Source organism: Magnetospirillum molischianum DSM 120 (genome assembly GCF_000294655.1).
Classification (GTDB): domain Bacteria; phylum Pseudomonadota; class Alphaproteobacteria; order Rhodospirillales; family Magnetospirillaceae; genus Phaeospirillum; species Phaeospirillum molischianum.
The window spans coordinates 87042-103018 of record NZ_CAHP01000032.1; the positions used below are offsets into that span (position 1 = coordinate 87042).

A 15977-nucleotide genomic window follows, 5' to 3' on the forward strand; every position below is an offset into this window, starting at 1 on the left:
GCGGTAGATGGTAGCCGCAATCACCTGTTCCCGTTCAAGAGGCCGTCGTCATGCCGCCCGCTCTCCGCCATCCCAGCCTTCCCGACCTTGATCGCGATTCGGCACGGGTTTTCGACGATGCCGCCCGCCTTGTTCGGGTGCCGGCCGGGACCGTACTGTTTCGCGATGGCGCGACGTGTCAGAACTACGTTCTGGTGGTCGAAGGAGCTATTCGGGTCCACAAGATCTCGGAAGGTGGGCGGGAAATCGTCCTGTACCGAGTCGAAAGCGGTCAGACCTGCGTACTGACGGCTAATTGCCTGATCACGGCCCGCGATTACGACGCGGAAGGCATCGCAGAAACCGACGTCGAAATGATCGTGCTGCCAGTCCACGCCTTTCGCAAATTGCTGGCGCTCTCCGAATCCTTCCGCGATTTCGTTTTTTCCGCTTACGCCAGCCGCCTATCCGATTTGCTGCTTCTGATCGAGGAAGTGGCCTTCGGTCGTATCGACGTCCGTCTGGCGGGCTGGCTTGCCGCCCGCATCGGACCGGGCGGAACGATCCGCACCACCCATCAAGAGATCGCGGTCGAGTTGGGGACCGCCCGCGAGGTCATCAGTCGCCAGTTGAAGGAATTTGAACGGCGCGGCTGGGTCCGCCTGGGACGAGGGCTGATCGAACCGTGCGATCCGATCGCGCTCCGGCAGCTTTCTCAAGGTGTGTGACAAGGTCACTGAACCATCGCTTTGGTCGTGGTGATATCGGGTTCAGCGATCCCGCGAAACTCAAGGAGAACCATGCTCATGACCACCAATGTCGGCGGCCTCGACCGTATCATTCGTATCGCAGTGGGCGTTGCGCTGATTGTCGCCACCCTGACCGGCACCATCGGGGTCTGGGGCTGGATCGGTGCGGTCCCCCTGCTGGGCGGTCTGGTCGGCTGGTGCCCGGCTTATACCCTGCTGGGCATCAACACCAACAAGTCGGCCTGATCCTTCGGACCTCGCCCCCATGCCCGCCCTTTCGTCCAGAACGGGCGGGCATGCTGCTTACAATGGGATGTTATGCTTAACCATGTAATCAATCAGCTTGCCCTGAAGCAGAGAAAATCCCGCATGCCGGGCTAAACGGATCGCGGCGGCGTTGTCGCAACGGGCCAGGATGTATTCGACTCCCTCGTCGCGATGGGCTCGTTCCGCGATCAGGTCGCGCAAAGCGTCTCCCGACGCCAGCGCCTCCTGAGACCAGAACAGCTTGGCAAAGCGGCAATGCAGCCCCTTCAGGTCGAAATGGGCGAGAAGCTGGGCATCAAGCGCATCGATGCAAAGGGAATAGCCCCGATCGGTCAGACTGGGGGCCAGACGCTGGAACAGAGCGAAATTAGCGACCACATCGTTGCGATGAAATTCGAGTACAAGCTTGGCTCGCTGCGCCTCTGTCAGCATCCCATCGAACGCGGCGAACTCGCGTGAGGTCAGGGTCATCAGATTGAGGTTAAGGCTGAGGCTGCGGTGACCGAACTCGGGCTGACGCGCCACGACCTTTAACACCGCCTTGTCGAGATGTTCGGTCAGTTCGGTAAACAGGGTGCGCCGCTTGGCCAGACTGGAGCCAGGACAGAAGGCATCCTCCAGCGCCTTGATCGAGACATACATCTCGCGGAATACCGGGATCATCTTGCCCTCGGCGACCGTGGCATAAGCTGGCTGACTCAGCAGAATCGTCGAGATGTCGGTGCTGCCGATCCGCTCCATCACCTGAAGATAAATCTGAACACTGCCGCGCATTTTATCGTCGTCATCAGGCTCGGTGACGTTCGAGGCGAACAACGTCTCGGCATAAGCGAGCAAGCGGGTATCGTTCGCTGAAATATCAATCAGAGTCGCAAAATCTTCGGTACCATAGACATTGGAAGGGATCGGCTCGCGTCCGAAAATCTTGTGGATGTTCGACGCCGTTTGCCGCAGCAGGCCAGTGTCGAGATTGGTCGAGACAAAAACAATGTCCAGCGTGTTGAGCAAAAACACCCGATTGACCGTCGAACGGCGGTTCAAATCGTTCAGCAGTCCAATCGCCTGAGTGATGCTGTCGCGGGTCTTGGTTCCTTTGGGAAGACCGGAAACGTGAAGATGCAGGGCACGGCAGCCGGATGGGGTACCGATCTGTTTCAGATAAATCAGCAAATTGGTATTCGGCGCGGCCATTCCTGCATATCCCCTGAAAGACCTGTCCTCAGAGTACGGATGGAACCGGCTCTGCGAAGCTGTTGACGCAACGGCCCCCCTACCAGAAGACAATGCCGTTTATGTCATAAGGCTGTTACAGGTTATCGCCTACACCTTGGGTAAATTCAAAGTGTGAAGTTGCCGTGTAATCGTCGGATCATTTTTTCGATGAACTCAATCTTAAATTGCGACAGACTTCATTATGTATATTTGGTTGTAATTCTACTTTTCTGAGAAAAGCTGAAATTAATATAATTTAATATTAATTATAAATAAAATAAATGTTATCTGCTTTCGCGTCCTATCTTGTCAGGTAAACACCCTACATCCACCCCTTTCTTTTGATTTCCAACACCCCTATCCTTTTAGCCATCTCGTTTCCATTGCAGATGATAATCATCGGTTGTAGTTTTCTCCCTGGAAGATAAAACCGGGGGATGCCGTGGATGCGGTTATAGGGCATCGACCAGCGCGGATGGTGGTGATCGCCGTGGCGGTTCTCACATCGCTGGTCGCCTGGATTGCGGTCGCTCTGTGGCTGGCGGAAGATTACCGCAATACATGGCGGGACAGACGGGACGGACTGGACCGGATGAGTCAGGTTGCCGCTGAACATGTGCGGCGGCTCGTCTCGCTCACCGATCTCTTCCTCGATAGCCTTGAGCAATCGGCACAGGGGCCAATGGCCCCCGATCCTGTCGCAGCCACCCGCTTCATGAAGATTCTCGGCGATGACGATTGCATCGTTCCCTTCGCCGTCATCGGCCATGACGGGGTACTGCGGATGCTATCGGGTCACCGTGAAATCCAGGTTGGAGATCGCCCCTATCTAAAGGATGCCCAGCCGGGGCGGATCGTCGTTTCATCGCCGATCCAAAGTCGAATCAACGGGAAATGGGTCATTCCTCTGGTACGCAAGGTCGCCGATCCGTCGAGTCCGGCGGCAATGACTCTGACCGCCATCGATATCGGCGCTTTGGAACAGATGTACAACCGTTTCCGGGTGAAGAATGGCGGCGCGATCACCCTGATGCGATCCGACGGCTTGGTTTTGGCCCGCTCCCCTCATTTACCGGGTGCCGTGGGACGGGTTCTCGATGACAATCAGACGTTTCGCCTCTTTGTTGACAATCCCACCCGAGGCACCGTCACCGAGACGTCTCCGCTGGACGGCCTGCCCCGGACGGCATCGTTCAGCATGATCAAACCCTATGGTCTGGTTTTGGCGGTGTCGCTCTCGAATCAGGAGATCATGGCACCCTGGTGGCGGAGAGTCTGGTTCGGTATCTTCATTCTGCTGGCAGTCAGCGGCGTGATTCTGGGTGGAACCCTTCTGGTCCTGCGGCTGCTCAGTCGGTTGGAGCGAGAGGCGCAGGGTCTGGAACATCGCGTCGAAGAACGGACCCGCGACTTGCGACGAATGATGGACCGCCGCCGGGTCTTCCTGGCTTCGCTATCCCATGAATTGCGCTCGCCCCTCAACGTCATTCTTGGATTTTCCGATGCACTGATGGGAGGACTTCACGGACGTTTAACCCCTGGGCAACACGGCTATCTTGCCGATATCCATCGCTCGGGCGGATTGCTGCTCGATCTGGTTAACGATCTCCTCGACAGCGCCGCGATCGAAGCTGGCAGTCTGCGGCTGGAGGTCTCAGCTCTCGATCTCGCCGATCTTTTCCACGAGGTTGAGGCGATGATATCGCAGCAGGCGGAAACGGCCGGAATCACCGTCACGGTTCAGGTCGATCCTCCCGGTCTGAAACTGTGGGCCGACCGTCGCCGTCTATTACAGGTTTTACTGAATCTCGGCACCAACGCCGTCAAATATGGCGGGAATGGATGCCAAGTGAACATCGCTGCATCCATCACCGTCGATCAGGAATGTCAGATCACGGTGACGGATAATGGCCGGGGAATGAGCGAGGAGGAAGCGACCCTGGCCCTGACGCCGTTCGGCCGCGCCAATAATGTTGGTTCGATCGAGGGAACGGGGCTTGGCCTGCCGCTATCAGCGGGCATCTGTGCCCTGCATAACGGCAGCCTGACCGTCTTCAGTCGGATCGGCGAAGGAACTCGGGTTGAGATTATTTTACCTCCATCACGGGTTATTTTACCCGATGAGAGCACGTCTCCTCCCGCTCGCGTTCTGGCGAACGTTGGATGAGTTGGGCGTCGCCGCCTTGCCACACATCCCCCACATCAACAGGTAATGATTCTTTCCTCTTTATCGGCTAATTCGATAAAGGAGCACCCGCTCGGTTGAGTCGGGGTGAAGCCCGCCGCAAAAATGGCATCGCCGGATGTGGCGGCACAAGCTGGTATGGCCAGTGCAAAGTTGATCGCGGCAAAGACAACACGAATTGCACGATAGATCACGGGATGACTCCATTTCTCTTTTCTCATCGACGGGATACCGATGAACAGAGAATGCCTGTCGCCCCCTGAACCGCCTCTGAACGATGCGTTCATTCAGGGTTTCTACGCCATCGGACAGGAAAAGATTGACGTCGCGGCCCGACAACAGCAGAACGTGGTAATCTACATTTTTAATGTCCGATCGAGAATCGGCGTACAATCAGGTTCGATCGTCGGAGAGGGAACGTGGCCGACGGTTTGCGGGGAGAAAGACCATGACGCTGGCAAGGATGGCTCGGATAATCGTCGGAGCCGGAATCGGAACCTTGATCGGGGCCGCTTCGATCACCCCCCTTTATCTTTTCATCGCCTCGGTGGGGATGGTCCCGTCCAGTTTGTGGCGTAATGCAATAATCTTTGGGGTTCTCTGCTCGCCGTTGCTGTTTGTTGGTGCCGTAGCAGAGCGGCACGAAGGCTACAACCAGCAACGCTGGCTGCGCAGAATCATTCCGATCTGCCTTGCCGCCGCCGCTATTGGCGCGGTGTTGTGCGCCGGTCCTGCCTTCGTCGCCAACGAGACCAAGACCGACGCTTCTGTCGTCTGCTTCCTTGCTTTCGGCTGGCTGTCGGGAATGCAGGGAGCGTTTTTCATTCTGCTCGCCCGCAGCACTCCCCGCCGAATCGAACCCGTAACGACAAACACTGCGGACCGGATCACGCCTTATTGGTGAGAGAGGCAATCCGGTGCGTATTCGGCATGAGATGAGGAGTTCATCGCCGCTCCTGCTTATAAAACCGCTGGAGCGCTACTGACCGGGGGAACGGGCGATCGTCTTGATCGGACCACGGGGATTGCCTGACTTCTCGGCAATCACACGATCCTGTGCCTCTATCAGCGCCTTGGCGGGGACGTCTCCCTCCAGCCCGAGCAATTCGGTACTGGCAATCTTGCGGTTTGAACTACGGGTGCCGTCCTCGTAAAGGACGTCGAAGAAGACAAACGCGTTGTCGGTCGCTTTCTTGCGGGCCATTGCCGCATCTCCTCTGGCTTTGACGTATCGTCTTTCGGCCTGTCGCCGACACTGCCGCATCGGTGGCCGCCGCCGTAAGGACGTCTGGGTGTGCTGTGCCGGTGTAGAACGTGCGCGTCGTCGCGGCAAGTTCAATCGTCGTCGCCAGAGGGTGGAGAGTACGCGATCAGTGATCGCTACCGCCAGGGCCGGAAATGGGAATGAGGAGGCGGATAGTATCTGTGGCCATGGCCATACCCACCGCCCGGAGCGAAAAAGCGAGGTGGTGGCGGAGCAGCGTAATAGACGGGCGGCGGGGCATAAGCCGGTTCGTAATACACGGTTCGGCCGGGATGCATGGGTTGAATAATACATCCAGACAGGGCGGTGCACAGAAGTGCGGCGGTGAAAATCTTGACCATGATGCATCCCCTTCGGGGACAAAGCGTTGACGGTCCAGAGTCTCAACGGGAACAGTGGCTTATCTTCGGCGCGATTCAGGCTAAATTGAGTCAGACATCCAACGCTGACAAATCAGGTCAGGAACGATTATAGGGCCGAATGAATGGGTTCAGCCCGCCCAAAATCAAGCGCGGACGCACCACATACGGGGGGCTGAAGCAAACAATTATAATTTGGGGGACGGAACCAAGCTCGATTTGATTTAACAAATGAGATCAAGGTTTTGGGTCGATAAAATGGCGGAGGGAGAGGGACGCTCTCCGTGGTGGTCTGAACCCCGCATGGCACCTGGAGTTCGTTGGAAACGCTTGTTTTCTCGCTCCGGGGTGTTACACACGACTGTTACGCACGCCTGCCACGCGGGGAACCATTCCATGAGCCTTGCCACCAACGTCGTTCGGCGCGGCGCGGTCTACTATGTCCGTGTTCGAGTGCCGAAGCGGCTTGTCCAGTTCGTCGGCAAAAGTGAGGTGTGGAAGAGCCTCGAAACCAAGGACGCGATCGACGCAAGGCGCAAGGCGCCGTCCGTAACGCCTCGGGCGAGGCGACACCTCGCCCGCTGAGAACGTCGCCGATGCGTTGATCCGTGCCAATCGACTAGAAATCGACCAAAAGTCGGATCTATACAAGGGATTGACGCACAATCTGGCCCGCGCCCTGGCTGAGCTTGCCGAAATCCGCGTTCAACGTGACCAGGGGCGGTTCGACGCAGTGCCGCGCGACACCTATCTGACAGAACCCGTCGCCGCCACGCCCGCCCCCGGCGAACGGCCTCCAGACCTGTTCGACCTGTTCATCACCCAGAAGCGCAATCTGACAGACGGGGGGAAGAAGGACTACGCCACGACGTTCCGCTACTTCCTCGACTATATCGGCCACGAACGGTCGATCCAGTCGATCGAACGCACCGATGTCAGGAACTGGCGCGATCAACTGATGCGGTTTCCGCAATACGCGAACACAAAGAAAGAGTTCAAGGGACTGTCGTTCAAGGGGGTGTTGGCGCTGAACGACAAGCTAAACCAGCCCACCCTGGACGAGAAGACAATCAATAAATACATCTCGACCGTAGGGTCGTTCATGAAGTGGGCGATCAAGCGCGGGGTAATCGACAACGACCCGACCCATAGTTTGATGCTGGAGGTGGACGACGAGGACAACAAGGACCCGTTCACCCTTGCCCAACTCGCAACGATCTTCAGTTCGCCGATCTGGACCGGGTGCGCGGCCAGCAAGCAGGCACAGCGTCACCTGCCCGGCACCGTCCAGGCTGAGGATCAATATCGCTGGGCGCCGTTGATCGCCTTGTTCTCTGGGGCGCGGATGGAGGAAATCCTTCGCCTGACCACCGACGACCTTCTGATGGTTGATAGCATCGCCTGTATGAACATCACCACTACCGGCGGCCGCAGCCTGAAGACCAGGAACGCAAAGCGGCTGGTTCCTGTCCACAGTCAGCTTGAACAACTCGGCTTCATTCGGATGGTCGAGAAACGGCGGCGGGCGGGCGGCGGCCCGGTGTTCTACGGAATGAAGGAGAACGCCCAGGGCCGTCTGTCGTCAGAGTTCAGCAAGGACTTCAGCCAATACCTCGACGGGATCAAGGTGAAGACCGAGCGACTATCTTTCCACTCGTTCCGGCACAATTTCATCACCTGGGCCGGGCACGCGGGCCTGAGCAAGGCGTCGATCCAAATCATCGTGGGGCACACGGCGAAGTCTGTCACCGACAGCTACACCCACGATGGAGTTATCGACCTGGGCGCACGGGGGCGCCAAGCCATCGTTGAGCGCGTCCAGTATGAAGGGTTGGATCTGTCGCATTTGCGAGGATGATCCTCGGTGACCGATCGCCGATGACGGAGGCAGAGAACGGTTGCGAGATCTGCCGATATTCCCTAGGATAGCCATGATTATGAGTTTTGCTCATGCGGCTGTCGTTGTGGCGCAGATAGCGGGTTTGTCGCTTCTTCCCACTTTAGTGATTGCTGCGTTGAGCACGTAAGCAAGGGAGGGTTCAATGACCAAGGAGCAACAAACTCGCGTCAAGACCGCTCTCGCAGACTATACTGAAAAAGCCACCAAGTCGATCGCGTCGGCTCGCGATACCTTGGTGCGCGAGGGGATTTACCTCGCTGATGGCAAGCTTGCGCCGAGCTATTCGCAGGAGCCTAAGACGGCTTAATGAGCCGCCTCCACACATCATTCGTTCTCGGCTATCACGGATGTGATGCGGCAATCGGCGAGAATGTTCTCGCAGGTCATGCTGTCTTGAATGCCAGCGAACAGCAATATGATTGGCTTGGCCCCGGGGTATATTTCTGGGAAGCTGATCCGCAGAGGGCGCTCGAATGGGCTGAGTGGAAGGTTTCTCGCGGAGAATACGAAACGCCCTTTGTTGTGGGGGCGATCATTAACCTTGGCGCCTGCCTTGACCTCATGTCAAGAGAAAGTCTTGAGACTCTAGCTTTCGCCTATGAGTCATTAAAATCAACGCATGACATGGATCGCGATCTGGGAGATCTTCCAGTCAATAAAAAAGCCCATTCAGGTGACGAGGACATTCTTCTTCGCTATCTAGATTGCGCGGTCATTCGTCGGCTTCATGCGGCGATGGATGAAGCGGGTGAACCATTTGAGACGGTAAGGGGCCTATTCACTGAGGGCGGAGAACTCTTTCCGGCAGAGCTATGCTGGAATCTGGGTGACGAGCCCGATCAGGCGGCGGTTTGAGAAACGGCCTCGGGGCTCTGGACACCGTCAATGAATTTGATGCCACTGATGAGCTTGGGCAACTGATTTTCGCCCTTGAGACGACGCCAGGTTTTGGCGGCGGCCATGACCAGCTTGAAGACCATCAGCTTGGCGGTCGTCGCCGACAAAGCCCCCTTGGTCCGGACGGTGCGGTGCCGGACGGTGGCAAAGACGCTTTCAATGGGATTGGTGGTGCGCAAATGCACCCAATGCTCGGCGGGAAAATCGTAGAAAGCCAGCAAGGGGTGGCGGTCCTTTTCCAGGCATTCGACCGCCTTGGGATATTTGGCGCCGTATTTGGAGGCGAAGACATCGATGGCTTTCTCCGCCGCCGCCCGGTCGGGCGACATCCAGATCTCGGCGAGGTCCTTCTTCATGCCGGGCTGGACGGATTTGGCCGCCTTGTTGGATGTTGTGGGTCTTGTGCAGCCAGCAGCGCTGGTGGCGGGTCGAGGGGAACACCTCGTCCATCGCTTTCCAGAAGCCCAGCGCGCCATCACCGATGGCCAGTTCTGGAGCAATGGCCAAACCACGAGCCTTCAGATCGACCAGCAATTCCCGCCAGCTTTGGGTGCTCTCGCGAACGCCGACCTGGAACCCCATCAGCTCCTTGCGACCTTCCGGGGTGGCGCCGATCAGCACCAGCATGCATTCGGCGCTGTCTTCCATGCGGGCCTGAAGATAGACCCCATCGGCCCAGACATACACATAGCGGCACGCTGACAGGTCACGCTTCTGCCAGCGCTCGTATTCGCCCGACCACTCCGCCGTCAGCCGGGAAATCACCGCGGGCGACAGGCCGGGGGCCTCCTTGCCGAGCAGAGCCGACAAGACCTCCTGGAAATCGCCGGTCGAAATCCCGCGCAGATACAAGGCCGGCAACAGTGCATCCAGGCTCTTGGTCCGCCGCGCCCACAGCGGCAGGATCGCCGAGGTGAAGCGGATCTGGTCCGCGCCGCTGGTGGCGCCCCGGTCGCGGATCTTCACCCGCGACACCGCCACCGGTCCGATCCCGGTCTGGAGGCTCCGTTCCGGGCCATGACCGTGGCGCACCACCCGGTCACGGCCATCGGCCAGCTTGCAAGCTTTCATCTCCGCCAGGAAAGCCTCGGCCTCCTGTTCCACCGCCTGGGCCAACAGACGCCGCGCCCCTTGGCGCAGAATCTCGGTCAACGGATCGTCAAGCTCATCGGGCTGACGAAGGCGAACTACGGTGCTATCTTCCTTCATGGCGTATCGCTCCTTCAGGGAGGTTCTGGCTGGCTGGTTACCCGCCTCGATACGCCGCCCTCTTCAGGCCGTCATCACCCATTTTCCTGCATAGCTCCCCGTGTCGAGGCGTCGGCGCAGGGAACCGATTCGCGCTTCATCGTCACCAATCTCAGAGGGTTGCCCGGAACGCTCTGCGAAAAGATCTACTGCCGCCGCGGCCAGATGGAGAACCTGATCAAGGCACACAAGCTGCACTTGGCCTCCGACCGAACCTCCTGCTCCAGCGCCACGGCCAACCAGTTCCGCCTGCTCATCCACACCGCCGCCTACTGGCTGATCCATACCCTGCGCGGCTTGGCACCCAAGACATCGTTCTGGCGCGATGCCCAGTTCGACACCATTCGCATGAACCTCATCAAGATCGCCGCCCGCGTCACCGAGATGGTCACCCGCATCAAGGTTGCCCTGCCGTCGAGCTACCCCCACCAAGAAAGTCTGGCGCTGCTCGCCGCACGAACCGCCAAGCTGCCGCCATGAAAAATGGGGCTATGTGCCCCCAGCCAAACCCCTCCCTTCAACCCGCAAGACCGAACTCATAGCGCCCTTGGCGCAACGGCCTCACGATGCCAAAATCATGGCCGCTCCGGAGCCGGATGAATAATCCGGGCTAGCCATATCATTCCCCCAGCATGGGGCTACGTGGTTAAAGAATGTCGTTACTTTAATTGTGTTCATGGAATTAACAAAGTAGGGCTTTGAAATTTGAGATCCCCACTCTCGCATAATGTATATTATGGCGAAAACAAGGTGGGGGTGAGATGCCCAGTGTTTTCCTAATGGGGCTTTTTCAGAGGTGTCCTCGCCAAACCGTCCAGGCTAAGGCTAAGGGTCGTGAGCGATTACGGGCAATTCGCGGCTCGAATGGATTCCAATTCGAGCGCCGTAACGCGGCCGCATATGTCTTAGCCTGAACCGCTGTCAACAAGGCCGGAAGAGCCTCCCGCATTACGTTGACGCTTCGAGCGTGAATAAGGTGACGTTCTGCACGTTCAGCCATGGTCCGCGTCGCCTTAGACAAGCTTTCTCCCGTGGCGCGTCCGGCCAAGATCGCCACAGCTCCGTCTTTAGGCAATAATGAGGCCGGTAATGTCACCCGTCCGAGGGCGGCATGATAGGCAATCGAACGGAGATGGCCCAGCACACCCCAGGCGGAACTAACGGCACAGACTGCATTGCGTTCAGCCTCACCACTTTTTTTATTAGCCCCTAATATGGCTAAAGCCAGCAGCCCCAATCCCACAGGGCCAGCGGCTGCCAGTTTTTCCGCATCGTCTGGATCTGCGGGAGGATCTGGATCGAAATCTCGTTCACGGGCGATGAGAAGCCCATCGAGAAGATCTGGATCGAGATGGTAGCGTCGGATCGCTTCGCGCAAAGGCGCTACGAGCGGGTGACCGGCCCCGCCCTGCCCTGCCAACAGCGCATCTCGCCACCATTGCAAGCGAATTAGCCCCGCCATTGGCTCGCGGGCCTGTTCCCGTATCCGAGACAATTCGACATTAAGCGCGTAAAGCGCGAACAAATCCTCGCGGCAGTCCGCCGGAGCGAACAAAACGGTAAGGAAGCGCTCACGGTCGTCGCAGCGCAGCAGAGAGGCCGCGTAAGACAGGGCCGGTTTCCGATCAGGCAAGACTCTGTCCCTTCCGTGCAATCCGTGTCATATATGCGAATTCCTCACCGATACGTCCATGGAAGGATTCGCCTTGACCAGCGCCGCAGCCCCTTTGTCTGCCGCAGCCAGTAAGACCGCGAACGAGGAGAATTTTCCGGTCGCGTCGCTATTGTTGCACAAATCGCGCCGCGCGACGGTGATGGCCTATTATCACTTCGCCCGCCACGCCGACGATGTCGCCGATTCTGCGGTTCTGACCGCTGAAGAAAAGGTCGCTGCGCTCGACGCGCTGGAAGCCGCATTGCGTGGTACCCGCGAGGAGCCAGATCTGGCACTTGCCACCGCCTATCGTCACGCCGTGTCGGGCGATCCCGATTTGATAGAAACTGCGGCAGAATTGTTAAATGCCTTTCGCCGCGATGCCTTGCGTAATTATTGCACAGATTGGTCCGACCTGATGAGCTACTGTCGCTCGTCTGCGGCACCAGTCGGACGTTTCCTGTTAACACTGCACGGCGAGTCTCCCGAAACCTTTCCTGCCAACGATGCTTTGTGTGCAGCCCTACAGGTTCTGAACCATCTTCAGGACTGCGGCAAGGATCTGAGAGAACTGAACCGGGTCTATGTTCCGGTTGACCTTCTGACGGCCGCAGGCTTGACCCGCGAGGTTCTGCGTCAACCATCCAGTCCTGCCGCCTTGCGGACGGTGCTCGATCAGATGCTCGATCAGACTGACGGACTGATTGCAAATGCCCGTCCTCTGGTCGGCAAGATACGCGATATTCGCCTGCGGCTTCAGACGGCGATCACCGTCCGGGTTGCTGAAGTTTTGTCGGCACGGCTTCGTACTGGCGATCCGCTCGCCACACGCGTCAAACTGTCTCCGCTTGACTATGCAGGTGTCGTTGTCGTCGGTGTGGCGCGCGGGTTGTTATTTTAAGGCGGCGGATAAGTATGTCCAATCCAAAGACTCTGCATGTTGTTGGTGCCGGTTTGGCCGGTCTCGCGGCCGCCACGGCCGCGGCCCGTGCCGGAACGCGGGTTTGTCTGTATGAATCCGCCAGTCACGCTGGGGGGCGATGCCGCTCATTTTTCGATGATAAGTTGAACAGACTGATCGACAACGGCAGCCACCTGCTCCTCGGCGCAAACCGGATCGCCTTGAGTTATGCCCGCGCCACCGGCGGAATCGAGGCTATGGTCCCTGCCCCGCCTCGATTCGACTTCTTCGATCTGGCCGATAAATCGCGCTGGACCGTCAGCCCGACCAGCCTTCCCGCCGGATTAGGCGAGATACTCCTGGCGCTCGGCCTGCCTTGGACTGGGGCCGAGACCAGCGTCTCGGACAAACTGGGACAAACCCGGAGCTTTTCCAGACTTTGGAAGCCGTTGTGCGAAGCGATCCTCAACACGACGCCCGAAGAATCCTCAGCGAGAATGTTCTCGTGGACGATGCGCCGCGCTTTGCTGGGTGGTGCCCCCGCGCTGTCACCTTGGACCTTCCCATTGGGATTGTCGGCGGCACTGGTTGCCCCTGCCCTCGCCACTCTGAGCACGTTCGGAGCCGAAATTCACTTCCGCCACCGTCTGATCGGCGTGGCTCCGGACCGACTTAATTTTGATAACCGTTCGGTTAAGCTTGGTCCTAATGATCGGGTTATCCTGGCTCTCCCCCCGTGGGCAGCAGCGGCAGTCTTGCCTAGTTGGATTCCTCCCTTACCGACCCGCACCATTGTCAACGCACATTTCCGTCTTGACCACGCCGTGACGCTTCCTCAGGGGGTGCCATTCATGGGGTTAGTCAACGGTTATGCTCACTGGCTGTTTCCTCGCGGCGATGTGCTTTCTGTGACGGTTTCGGCAGCAGAGGGGCTGGTCGATCGTTCGGGCGAAGAGATCGCCGATATCTTGTGGAACGAAGCGACCCTCGCCATCGGGATGCCCGCACGGCCAGTGCCTCCGGCACGTGTCATTAAGGAGCGCCGAGCCACTCTGGCCCATGATCCCGCCACCATCGTTTCCCGTCCAGGCCACGAGACCCCTATTCCCGGACTATTTCTTGCGGGAGACTGGTTGCGCTCGCCCTGGCCTTGCACGATCGAAGCCGCGGTGAGTAGCGGATTGTACGCAGCCCAGCGGGCATTGGAACAAAAGACCCTATCCTTTGGGCTGTAAGACCCTTCACATCTCCTAGATAAATGCCTATCTTTCCCAGGATGGTTTAGACTTCTTCTAAGCCTAACAAGAACATTCTGAGAGAGCGAGGTACCCCATGGCCTTCGAGCTTCCGCCGCTTCCTTTCGCTATTGATGCGCTGGAGCCGCACATCTCGGCACGAACCCTTGAATTTCACCACGGAAAACATCACGCAGCTTATGTCAACAACCTCAACGGTCTGATCAAGGACACCGATCTGGCGTCCAAATCGCTCGAAGAGTTGATTCATATCGCCGCAGCCGATCTTCCTGCCAAACAAGGCATTTTCAACAATGCCGCTCAGGTGTGGAACCACACCTTCTTTTGGAACAGCCTCACCAAGGGCGGCGGCGGGCAGCCCGGCCCCCACCTGCTCGCTCGAATCGAGACCGACTTCGGCGGATTTGAGGCGTTTAAAACTGAATTCAAAAACGCGGCTGTGACGCAGTTTGGATCGGGCTGGGCTTGGTTGGTCGAAGATGCCGGCAAGCTTAAGATCACCAAGACCGCCAATGCAGATCTTCCCCTTGCGCACGGCCAAAAAGCGCTACTCACCATCGATGTGTGGGAGCACGCGTATTACCTTGACTGGCAAAACCGCCGTCCAGACTTCATTCAGGCATTCCTCGACCATCTCGTCAACTGGTCCTTCGTTGAAGCCAATCTGAACTAACGCTTTCTTAAGACTACGACACGACAGCCCCCTGGGAGATATCCTTCCAGGGGGTTTTAATGTAGCGATAAATAATAATTAGTCGTCCGTGAATAACCCCAAGCCCGGCCTGTCACCTGGGTTTGGGGCTGTGGCGAAGTAATCGAATTTGCCAGATTCGGCGTCGTGTCCCCCCGATTCCCGGCAAATTTCGTATCCCAACCTTGCCCCTTTACGCCCCCCCATCGGTTGTGATTGCATTCTCTCAGAGCCGCTCGGGGAGGAGAGATGACGCCGCACAAGAGACCGCCGCAGACCGAGGGCGACCTGTTCCGGTCGCGGCTCGACCAGATCATCAACCTGCGCCACGACTTGGTCCGGTAATCCCCCCTGGAAATAAGGGGATGCGGACGTAGAATTTTCTCGGTTTTGCGAACGAGGAGATTCGGATGAAGAAGAGTCGGTTCACGGACGCCCAGATCATGGGGATCCTGCGTCAGGCGGAGGAGGGTATCCCGGTCCTGACGCTGTGCCGCGAGCACCAGATGAGCAGCGCGACGTTCTACAAATGGCGGGCGAAATACGGCGGCATGGACGCCTCGATGATCTCGGAGATGAAGGGGCTGGAGGACGAGAACCGGCGGCTGAAGAAGATGTTCGCCGAGCTCAGCATGCAAAACGAATTGCTGAAGGAGGCTCTCGGAAAAAAATAACCCGGCCATCCCAGCGCCGGGAGATGGCCGAGACAGCTGTGGCGCGACGAGGGATCAGTATTGCGTTGGCGTGCCGGACGTTTGGGCTCAGCGAGACGTGCTATCGCTATAGCCCGAGGCTCTCCGACGAGAACGAGCAGATCGCCGACCTTTTGATCGGGCTGACCCAGGCCAGAAAGACCTGGGGGTTCGGCCTCTGCTTCCTGTATCTGCGCAATATCCAGGGGCATGACTGGAACCACAAACGGGTCTATCGGATTTATCGCGCGTTGGAACTGAACCTGCGCATCAAGCCCCGGAAGCGGCTCAAACGCGACAAGCCCGACGAACTGGTGGTACCAGACGCCCCCAACCAGGTCTGGTCGATGGATTTCATGGCGGATCGTCTGGAGGATGGCAGGGCTTTCCGGCTTCTCAACGTGCTGGATGATTTCAATCGGGAGGGGCTCGGCATTGAAGTCGATTTTTCGCTGCCCGCAGAACGGGTTGTCCGGATGCTGAACCAAATTATCGAATGGCGCGGCAAGCCAGCGACAATTCGGGTCGACAACGGTCCCGAATATATCAGCGGCACGCTGATGAAATGGGCCGAGACGCGCGGCATCGGCCTCCAACACATCCAGCCCGGCAAGCCGCAGCAGAACGCCTATGTCGAGCGTTACAACCGGACGGTCCGGCATGAATGGCTGGGCCAGTTCCTCTTCGAAACCATCGCGGAGGTGCAGGATCAAGCGACAGAAT

At 58.1% G+C, this 15977-nt stretch carries 17 protein-coding genes and 1 pseudogene; 13 read left to right on the forward strand and 5 right to left on the reverse strand.

Annotation, left to right across the window (positions count from 1 at the left end):
• Window positions 1-50: 50 nt before the first annotated feature.
• Window positions 51-707 (forward strand): Crp/Fnr family transcriptional regulator, encoded by a 657-nt coding sequence (locus tag PHAMO_RS13510; protein ID WP_004156714.1) that lies wholly within the window; start codon window positions 51-53, stop codon window positions 705-707.
• A 78-nt stretch (window positions 708-785) separates the two neighbouring features.
• Complete coding sequence (locus tag PHAMO_RS13515) at window positions 786-974, forward strand: YgaP family membrane protein (RefSeq protein WP_004156717.1); 189 nt, start codon at window positions 786-788, stop codon at window positions 972-974.
• 57 nt (window positions 975-1031) lie between these two features.
• Here PHAMO_RS13515 and PHAMO_RS13520 read toward each other — a convergent pair whose 3' ends face one another.
• Window positions 1032-2186, reverse strand: coding sequence for an EAL domain-containing protein (locus PHAMO_RS13520; RefSeq protein WP_004156718.1), 1155 nt, complete (start codon window positions 2184-2186; stop codon window positions 1032-1034).
• A gap of 463 nt (window positions 2187-2649) precedes the next feature.
• On the opposite strand from PHAMO_RS13520, the gene PHAMO_RS18625 reads away from it, so the two are divergent.
• The gene (locus PHAMO_RS18625) at window positions 2650-4374 is read left to right on the forward strand and encodes an ATP-binding protein (RefSeq protein WP_155801808.1); all 1725 of its coding nucleotides are present in this window, start codon (window positions 2650-2652) and stop codon (window positions 4372-4374) included.
• A gap of 35 nt (window positions 4375-4409) precedes the next feature.
• On the opposite strand, the gene PHAMO_RS19540 is transcribed toward PHAMO_RS18625, so the two are convergent.
• The gene (locus PHAMO_RS19540; protein ID WP_004156721.1) at window positions 4410-4679 is read right to left on the reverse strand and encodes a hypothetical protein; all 270 of its coding nucleotides are present in this window, start codon (window positions 4677-4679) and stop codon (window positions 4410-4412) included.
• A gap of 161 nt (window positions 4680-4840) precedes the next feature.
• On the opposite strand from PHAMO_RS19540, the gene PHAMO_RS13530 reads away from it, so the two are divergent.
• Window positions 4841-5296, forward strand: a complete 456-nt coding sequence (locus tag PHAMO_RS13530) for a hypothetical protein (RefSeq protein WP_004156722.1) — start codon at window positions 4841-4843, stop codon at window positions 5294-5296.
• 75 nt (window positions 5297-5371) lie between these two features.
• Here the strand turns inward: PHAMO_RS13530 and PHAMO_RS13535 are convergent, their stop codons facing one another.
• Window positions 5372-5596 (reverse strand): hypothetical protein, encoded by a 225-nt coding sequence (locus PHAMO_RS13535; protein WP_004156723.1) that lies wholly within the window; start codon window positions 5594-5596, stop codon window positions 5372-5374.
• 815 nt (window positions 5597-6411) lie between these two features.
• Between PHAMO_RS13535 and PHAMO_RS13540 the strand changes: the two genes are divergently transcribed.
• The 4 genes from PHAMO_RS13540 to PHAMO_RS13550 all read left to right on the forward strand — a co-directional run bounded on the left by PHAMO_RS13540 (window position 6412) and on the right by PHAMO_RS13550 (window position 8770).
• Window positions 6412-6600 carry a DUF6538 domain-containing protein gene (locus tag PHAMO_RS13540; protein ID WP_004156725.1) on the forward strand — a complete coding sequence of 63 codons (189 nt, stop codon included), beginning with the start codon at window positions 6412-6414 and terminating at the stop codon, window positions 6598-6600.
• 70 nt (window positions 6601-6670) lie between these two features.
• Entirely contained in the window at window positions 6671-7873 is a 1203-nt protein-coding gene (locus tag PHAMO_RS13545; RefSeq protein ID WP_155801809.1) for a site-specific integrase, read from the forward strand.
• Between the two features lie 184 nt (window positions 7874-8057).
• Window positions 8058-8222 carry a hypothetical protein gene (locus PHAMO_RS19545; protein WP_004156734.1) on the forward strand — a complete coding sequence of 55 codons (165 nt, stop codon included), beginning with the start codon at window positions 8058-8060 and terminating at the stop codon, window positions 8220-8222.
• Complete coding sequence (locus PHAMO_RS13550; protein ID WP_004156735.1) at window positions 8222-8770, forward strand: hypothetical protein; 549 nt, start codon at window positions 8222-8224, stop codon at window positions 8768-8770. Before PHAMO_RS19545 ends, PHAMO_RS13550 begins: the two co-directional genes overlap by 1 nt.
• Here the strand turns inward: PHAMO_RS13550 and PHAMO_RS13555 are convergent.
• Window positions 8755-10021 (reverse strand): annotated as a pseudogene (locus PHAMO_RS13555) (IS256 family transposase). The gene PHAMO_RS13550 and the pseudogene PHAMO_RS13555 overlap by 16 nt on opposite strands.
• On the opposite strand from PHAMO_RS13555, the gene PHAMO_RS19090 reads away from it, so the two are divergent.
• A complete protein-coding gene (locus PHAMO_RS19090) occupies window positions 9944-10540 on the forward strand; it encodes a transposase (protein ID WP_155801810.1) in 597 nt (198 codons plus the stop codon). The pseudogene PHAMO_RS13555 and the gene PHAMO_RS19090 sit on opposite strands and share 78 nt — an antisense overlap.
• Before the next feature lie 310 nt (window positions 10541-10850).
• Here the strand turns inward: PHAMO_RS19090 and PHAMO_RS13565 are convergent, their stop codons facing one another.
• Window positions 10851-11693, reverse strand: coding sequence for a phytoene/squalene synthase family protein (locus PHAMO_RS13565; RefSeq protein WP_004156743.1), 843 nt, complete (start codon window positions 11691-11693; stop codon window positions 10851-10853).
• A 58-nt stretch (window positions 11694-11751) separates the two neighbouring features.
• On the opposite strand from PHAMO_RS13565, the gene hpnC reads away from it, so the two are divergent.
• The 4 genes from hpnC to PHAMO_RS13590 all read left to right on the forward strand — a co-directional run.
• A complete protein-coding gene (gene hpnC, locus PHAMO_RS13570) occupies window positions 11752-12615 on the forward strand; it encodes a squalene synthase HpnC (RefSeq protein ID WP_004156745.1) in 864 nt (287 codons plus the stop codon).
• 14 nt (window positions 12616-12629) lie between these two features.
• Window positions 12630-13850 carry a hydroxysqualene dehydroxylase gene (locus PHAMO_RS13575; RefSeq protein WP_004156748.1) on the forward strand — a complete coding sequence of 407 codons (1221 nt, stop codon included), beginning with the start codon at window positions 12630-12632 and terminating at the stop codon, window positions 13848-13850.
• Window positions 13851-13947: 97 nt separating this feature from the next.
• A complete protein-coding gene (locus PHAMO_RS13580) occupies window positions 13948-14544 on the forward strand; it encodes a superoxide dismutase (protein ID WP_004156750.1) in 597 nt (198 codons plus the stop codon).
• Between the two features lie 428 nt (window positions 14545-14972).
• Window positions 14973-15977 (forward strand): IS3 family transposase gene (locus tag PHAMO_RS13590; RefSeq protein ID WP_155801811.1). Its coding sequence is split into 2 segments (ribosomal slippage), with 1006 coding nucleotides annotated over them: window positions 14973-15234 and window positions 15234-15977; the frame shifts between segments, so codons are not numbered across the junction. This gene is flagged as partial in the annotation.

What these genes read in the sequence shown, in the direction of transcription:
- PHAMO_RS13510 (WP_004156714.1), top strand. Translation starts at nt 51, where the DNA reads ATGCCGCCCGCTCTCCGCCATCCCAGCCTTCCCGACCTTGATCGCGAT.
- PHAMO_RS13515 (WP_004156717.1), top strand. Translation starts at nt 786, where the DNA reads ATGACCACCAATGTCGGCGGCCTCGACCGTATCATTCGTATCGCAGTG.
- PHAMO_RS13520 (WP_004156718.1), bottom strand. Translation starts at nt 2,186, where the DNA reads ATGGCCGCGCCGAATACCAATTTGCTGATTTATCTGAAACAGATCGGT.
- PHAMO_RS19540 (WP_004156721.1), bottom strand. Translation starts at nt 4,679, where the DNA reads ATGAACGCATCGTTCAGAGGCGGTTCAGGGGGCGACAGGCATTCTCTG.
- PHAMO_RS13530 (WP_004156722.1), top strand. Translation starts at nt 4,841, where the DNA reads ATGACGCTGGCAAGGATGGCTCGGATAATCGTCGGAGCCGGAATCGGA.
- PHAMO_RS13535 (WP_004156723.1), bottom strand. Translation starts at nt 5,596, where the DNA reads ATGGCCCGCAAGAAAGCGACCGACAACGCGTTTGTCTTCTTCGACGTC.
- PHAMO_RS13540 (WP_004156725.1), top strand. Translation starts at nt 6,412, where the DNA reads ATGAGCCTTGCCACCAACGTCGTTCGGCGCGGCGCGGTCTACTATGTC.
- PHAMO_RS19545 (WP_004156734.1), top strand. Translation starts at nt 8,058, where the DNA reads ATGACCAAGGAGCAACAAACTCGCGTCAAGACCGCTCTCGCAGACTAT.
- PHAMO_RS13550 (WP_004156735.1), top strand. Translation starts at nt 8,222, where the DNA reads ATGAGCCGCCTCCACACATCATTCGTTCTCGGCTATCACGGATGTGAT.
- hpnC (WP_004156745.1), top strand. Translation starts at nt 11,752, where the DNA reads ATGGAAGGATTCGCCTTGACCAGCGCCGCAGCCCCTTTGTCTGCCGCA.
- PHAMO_RS13575 (WP_004156748.1), top strand. Translation starts at nt 12,630, where the DNA reads ATGTCCAATCCAAAGACTCTGCATGTTGTTGGTGCCGGTTTGGCCGGT.
- PHAMO_RS13580 (WP_004156750.1), top strand. Translation starts at nt 13,948, where the DNA reads ATGGCCTTCGAGCTTCCGCCGCTTCCTTTCGCTATTGATGCGCTGGAG.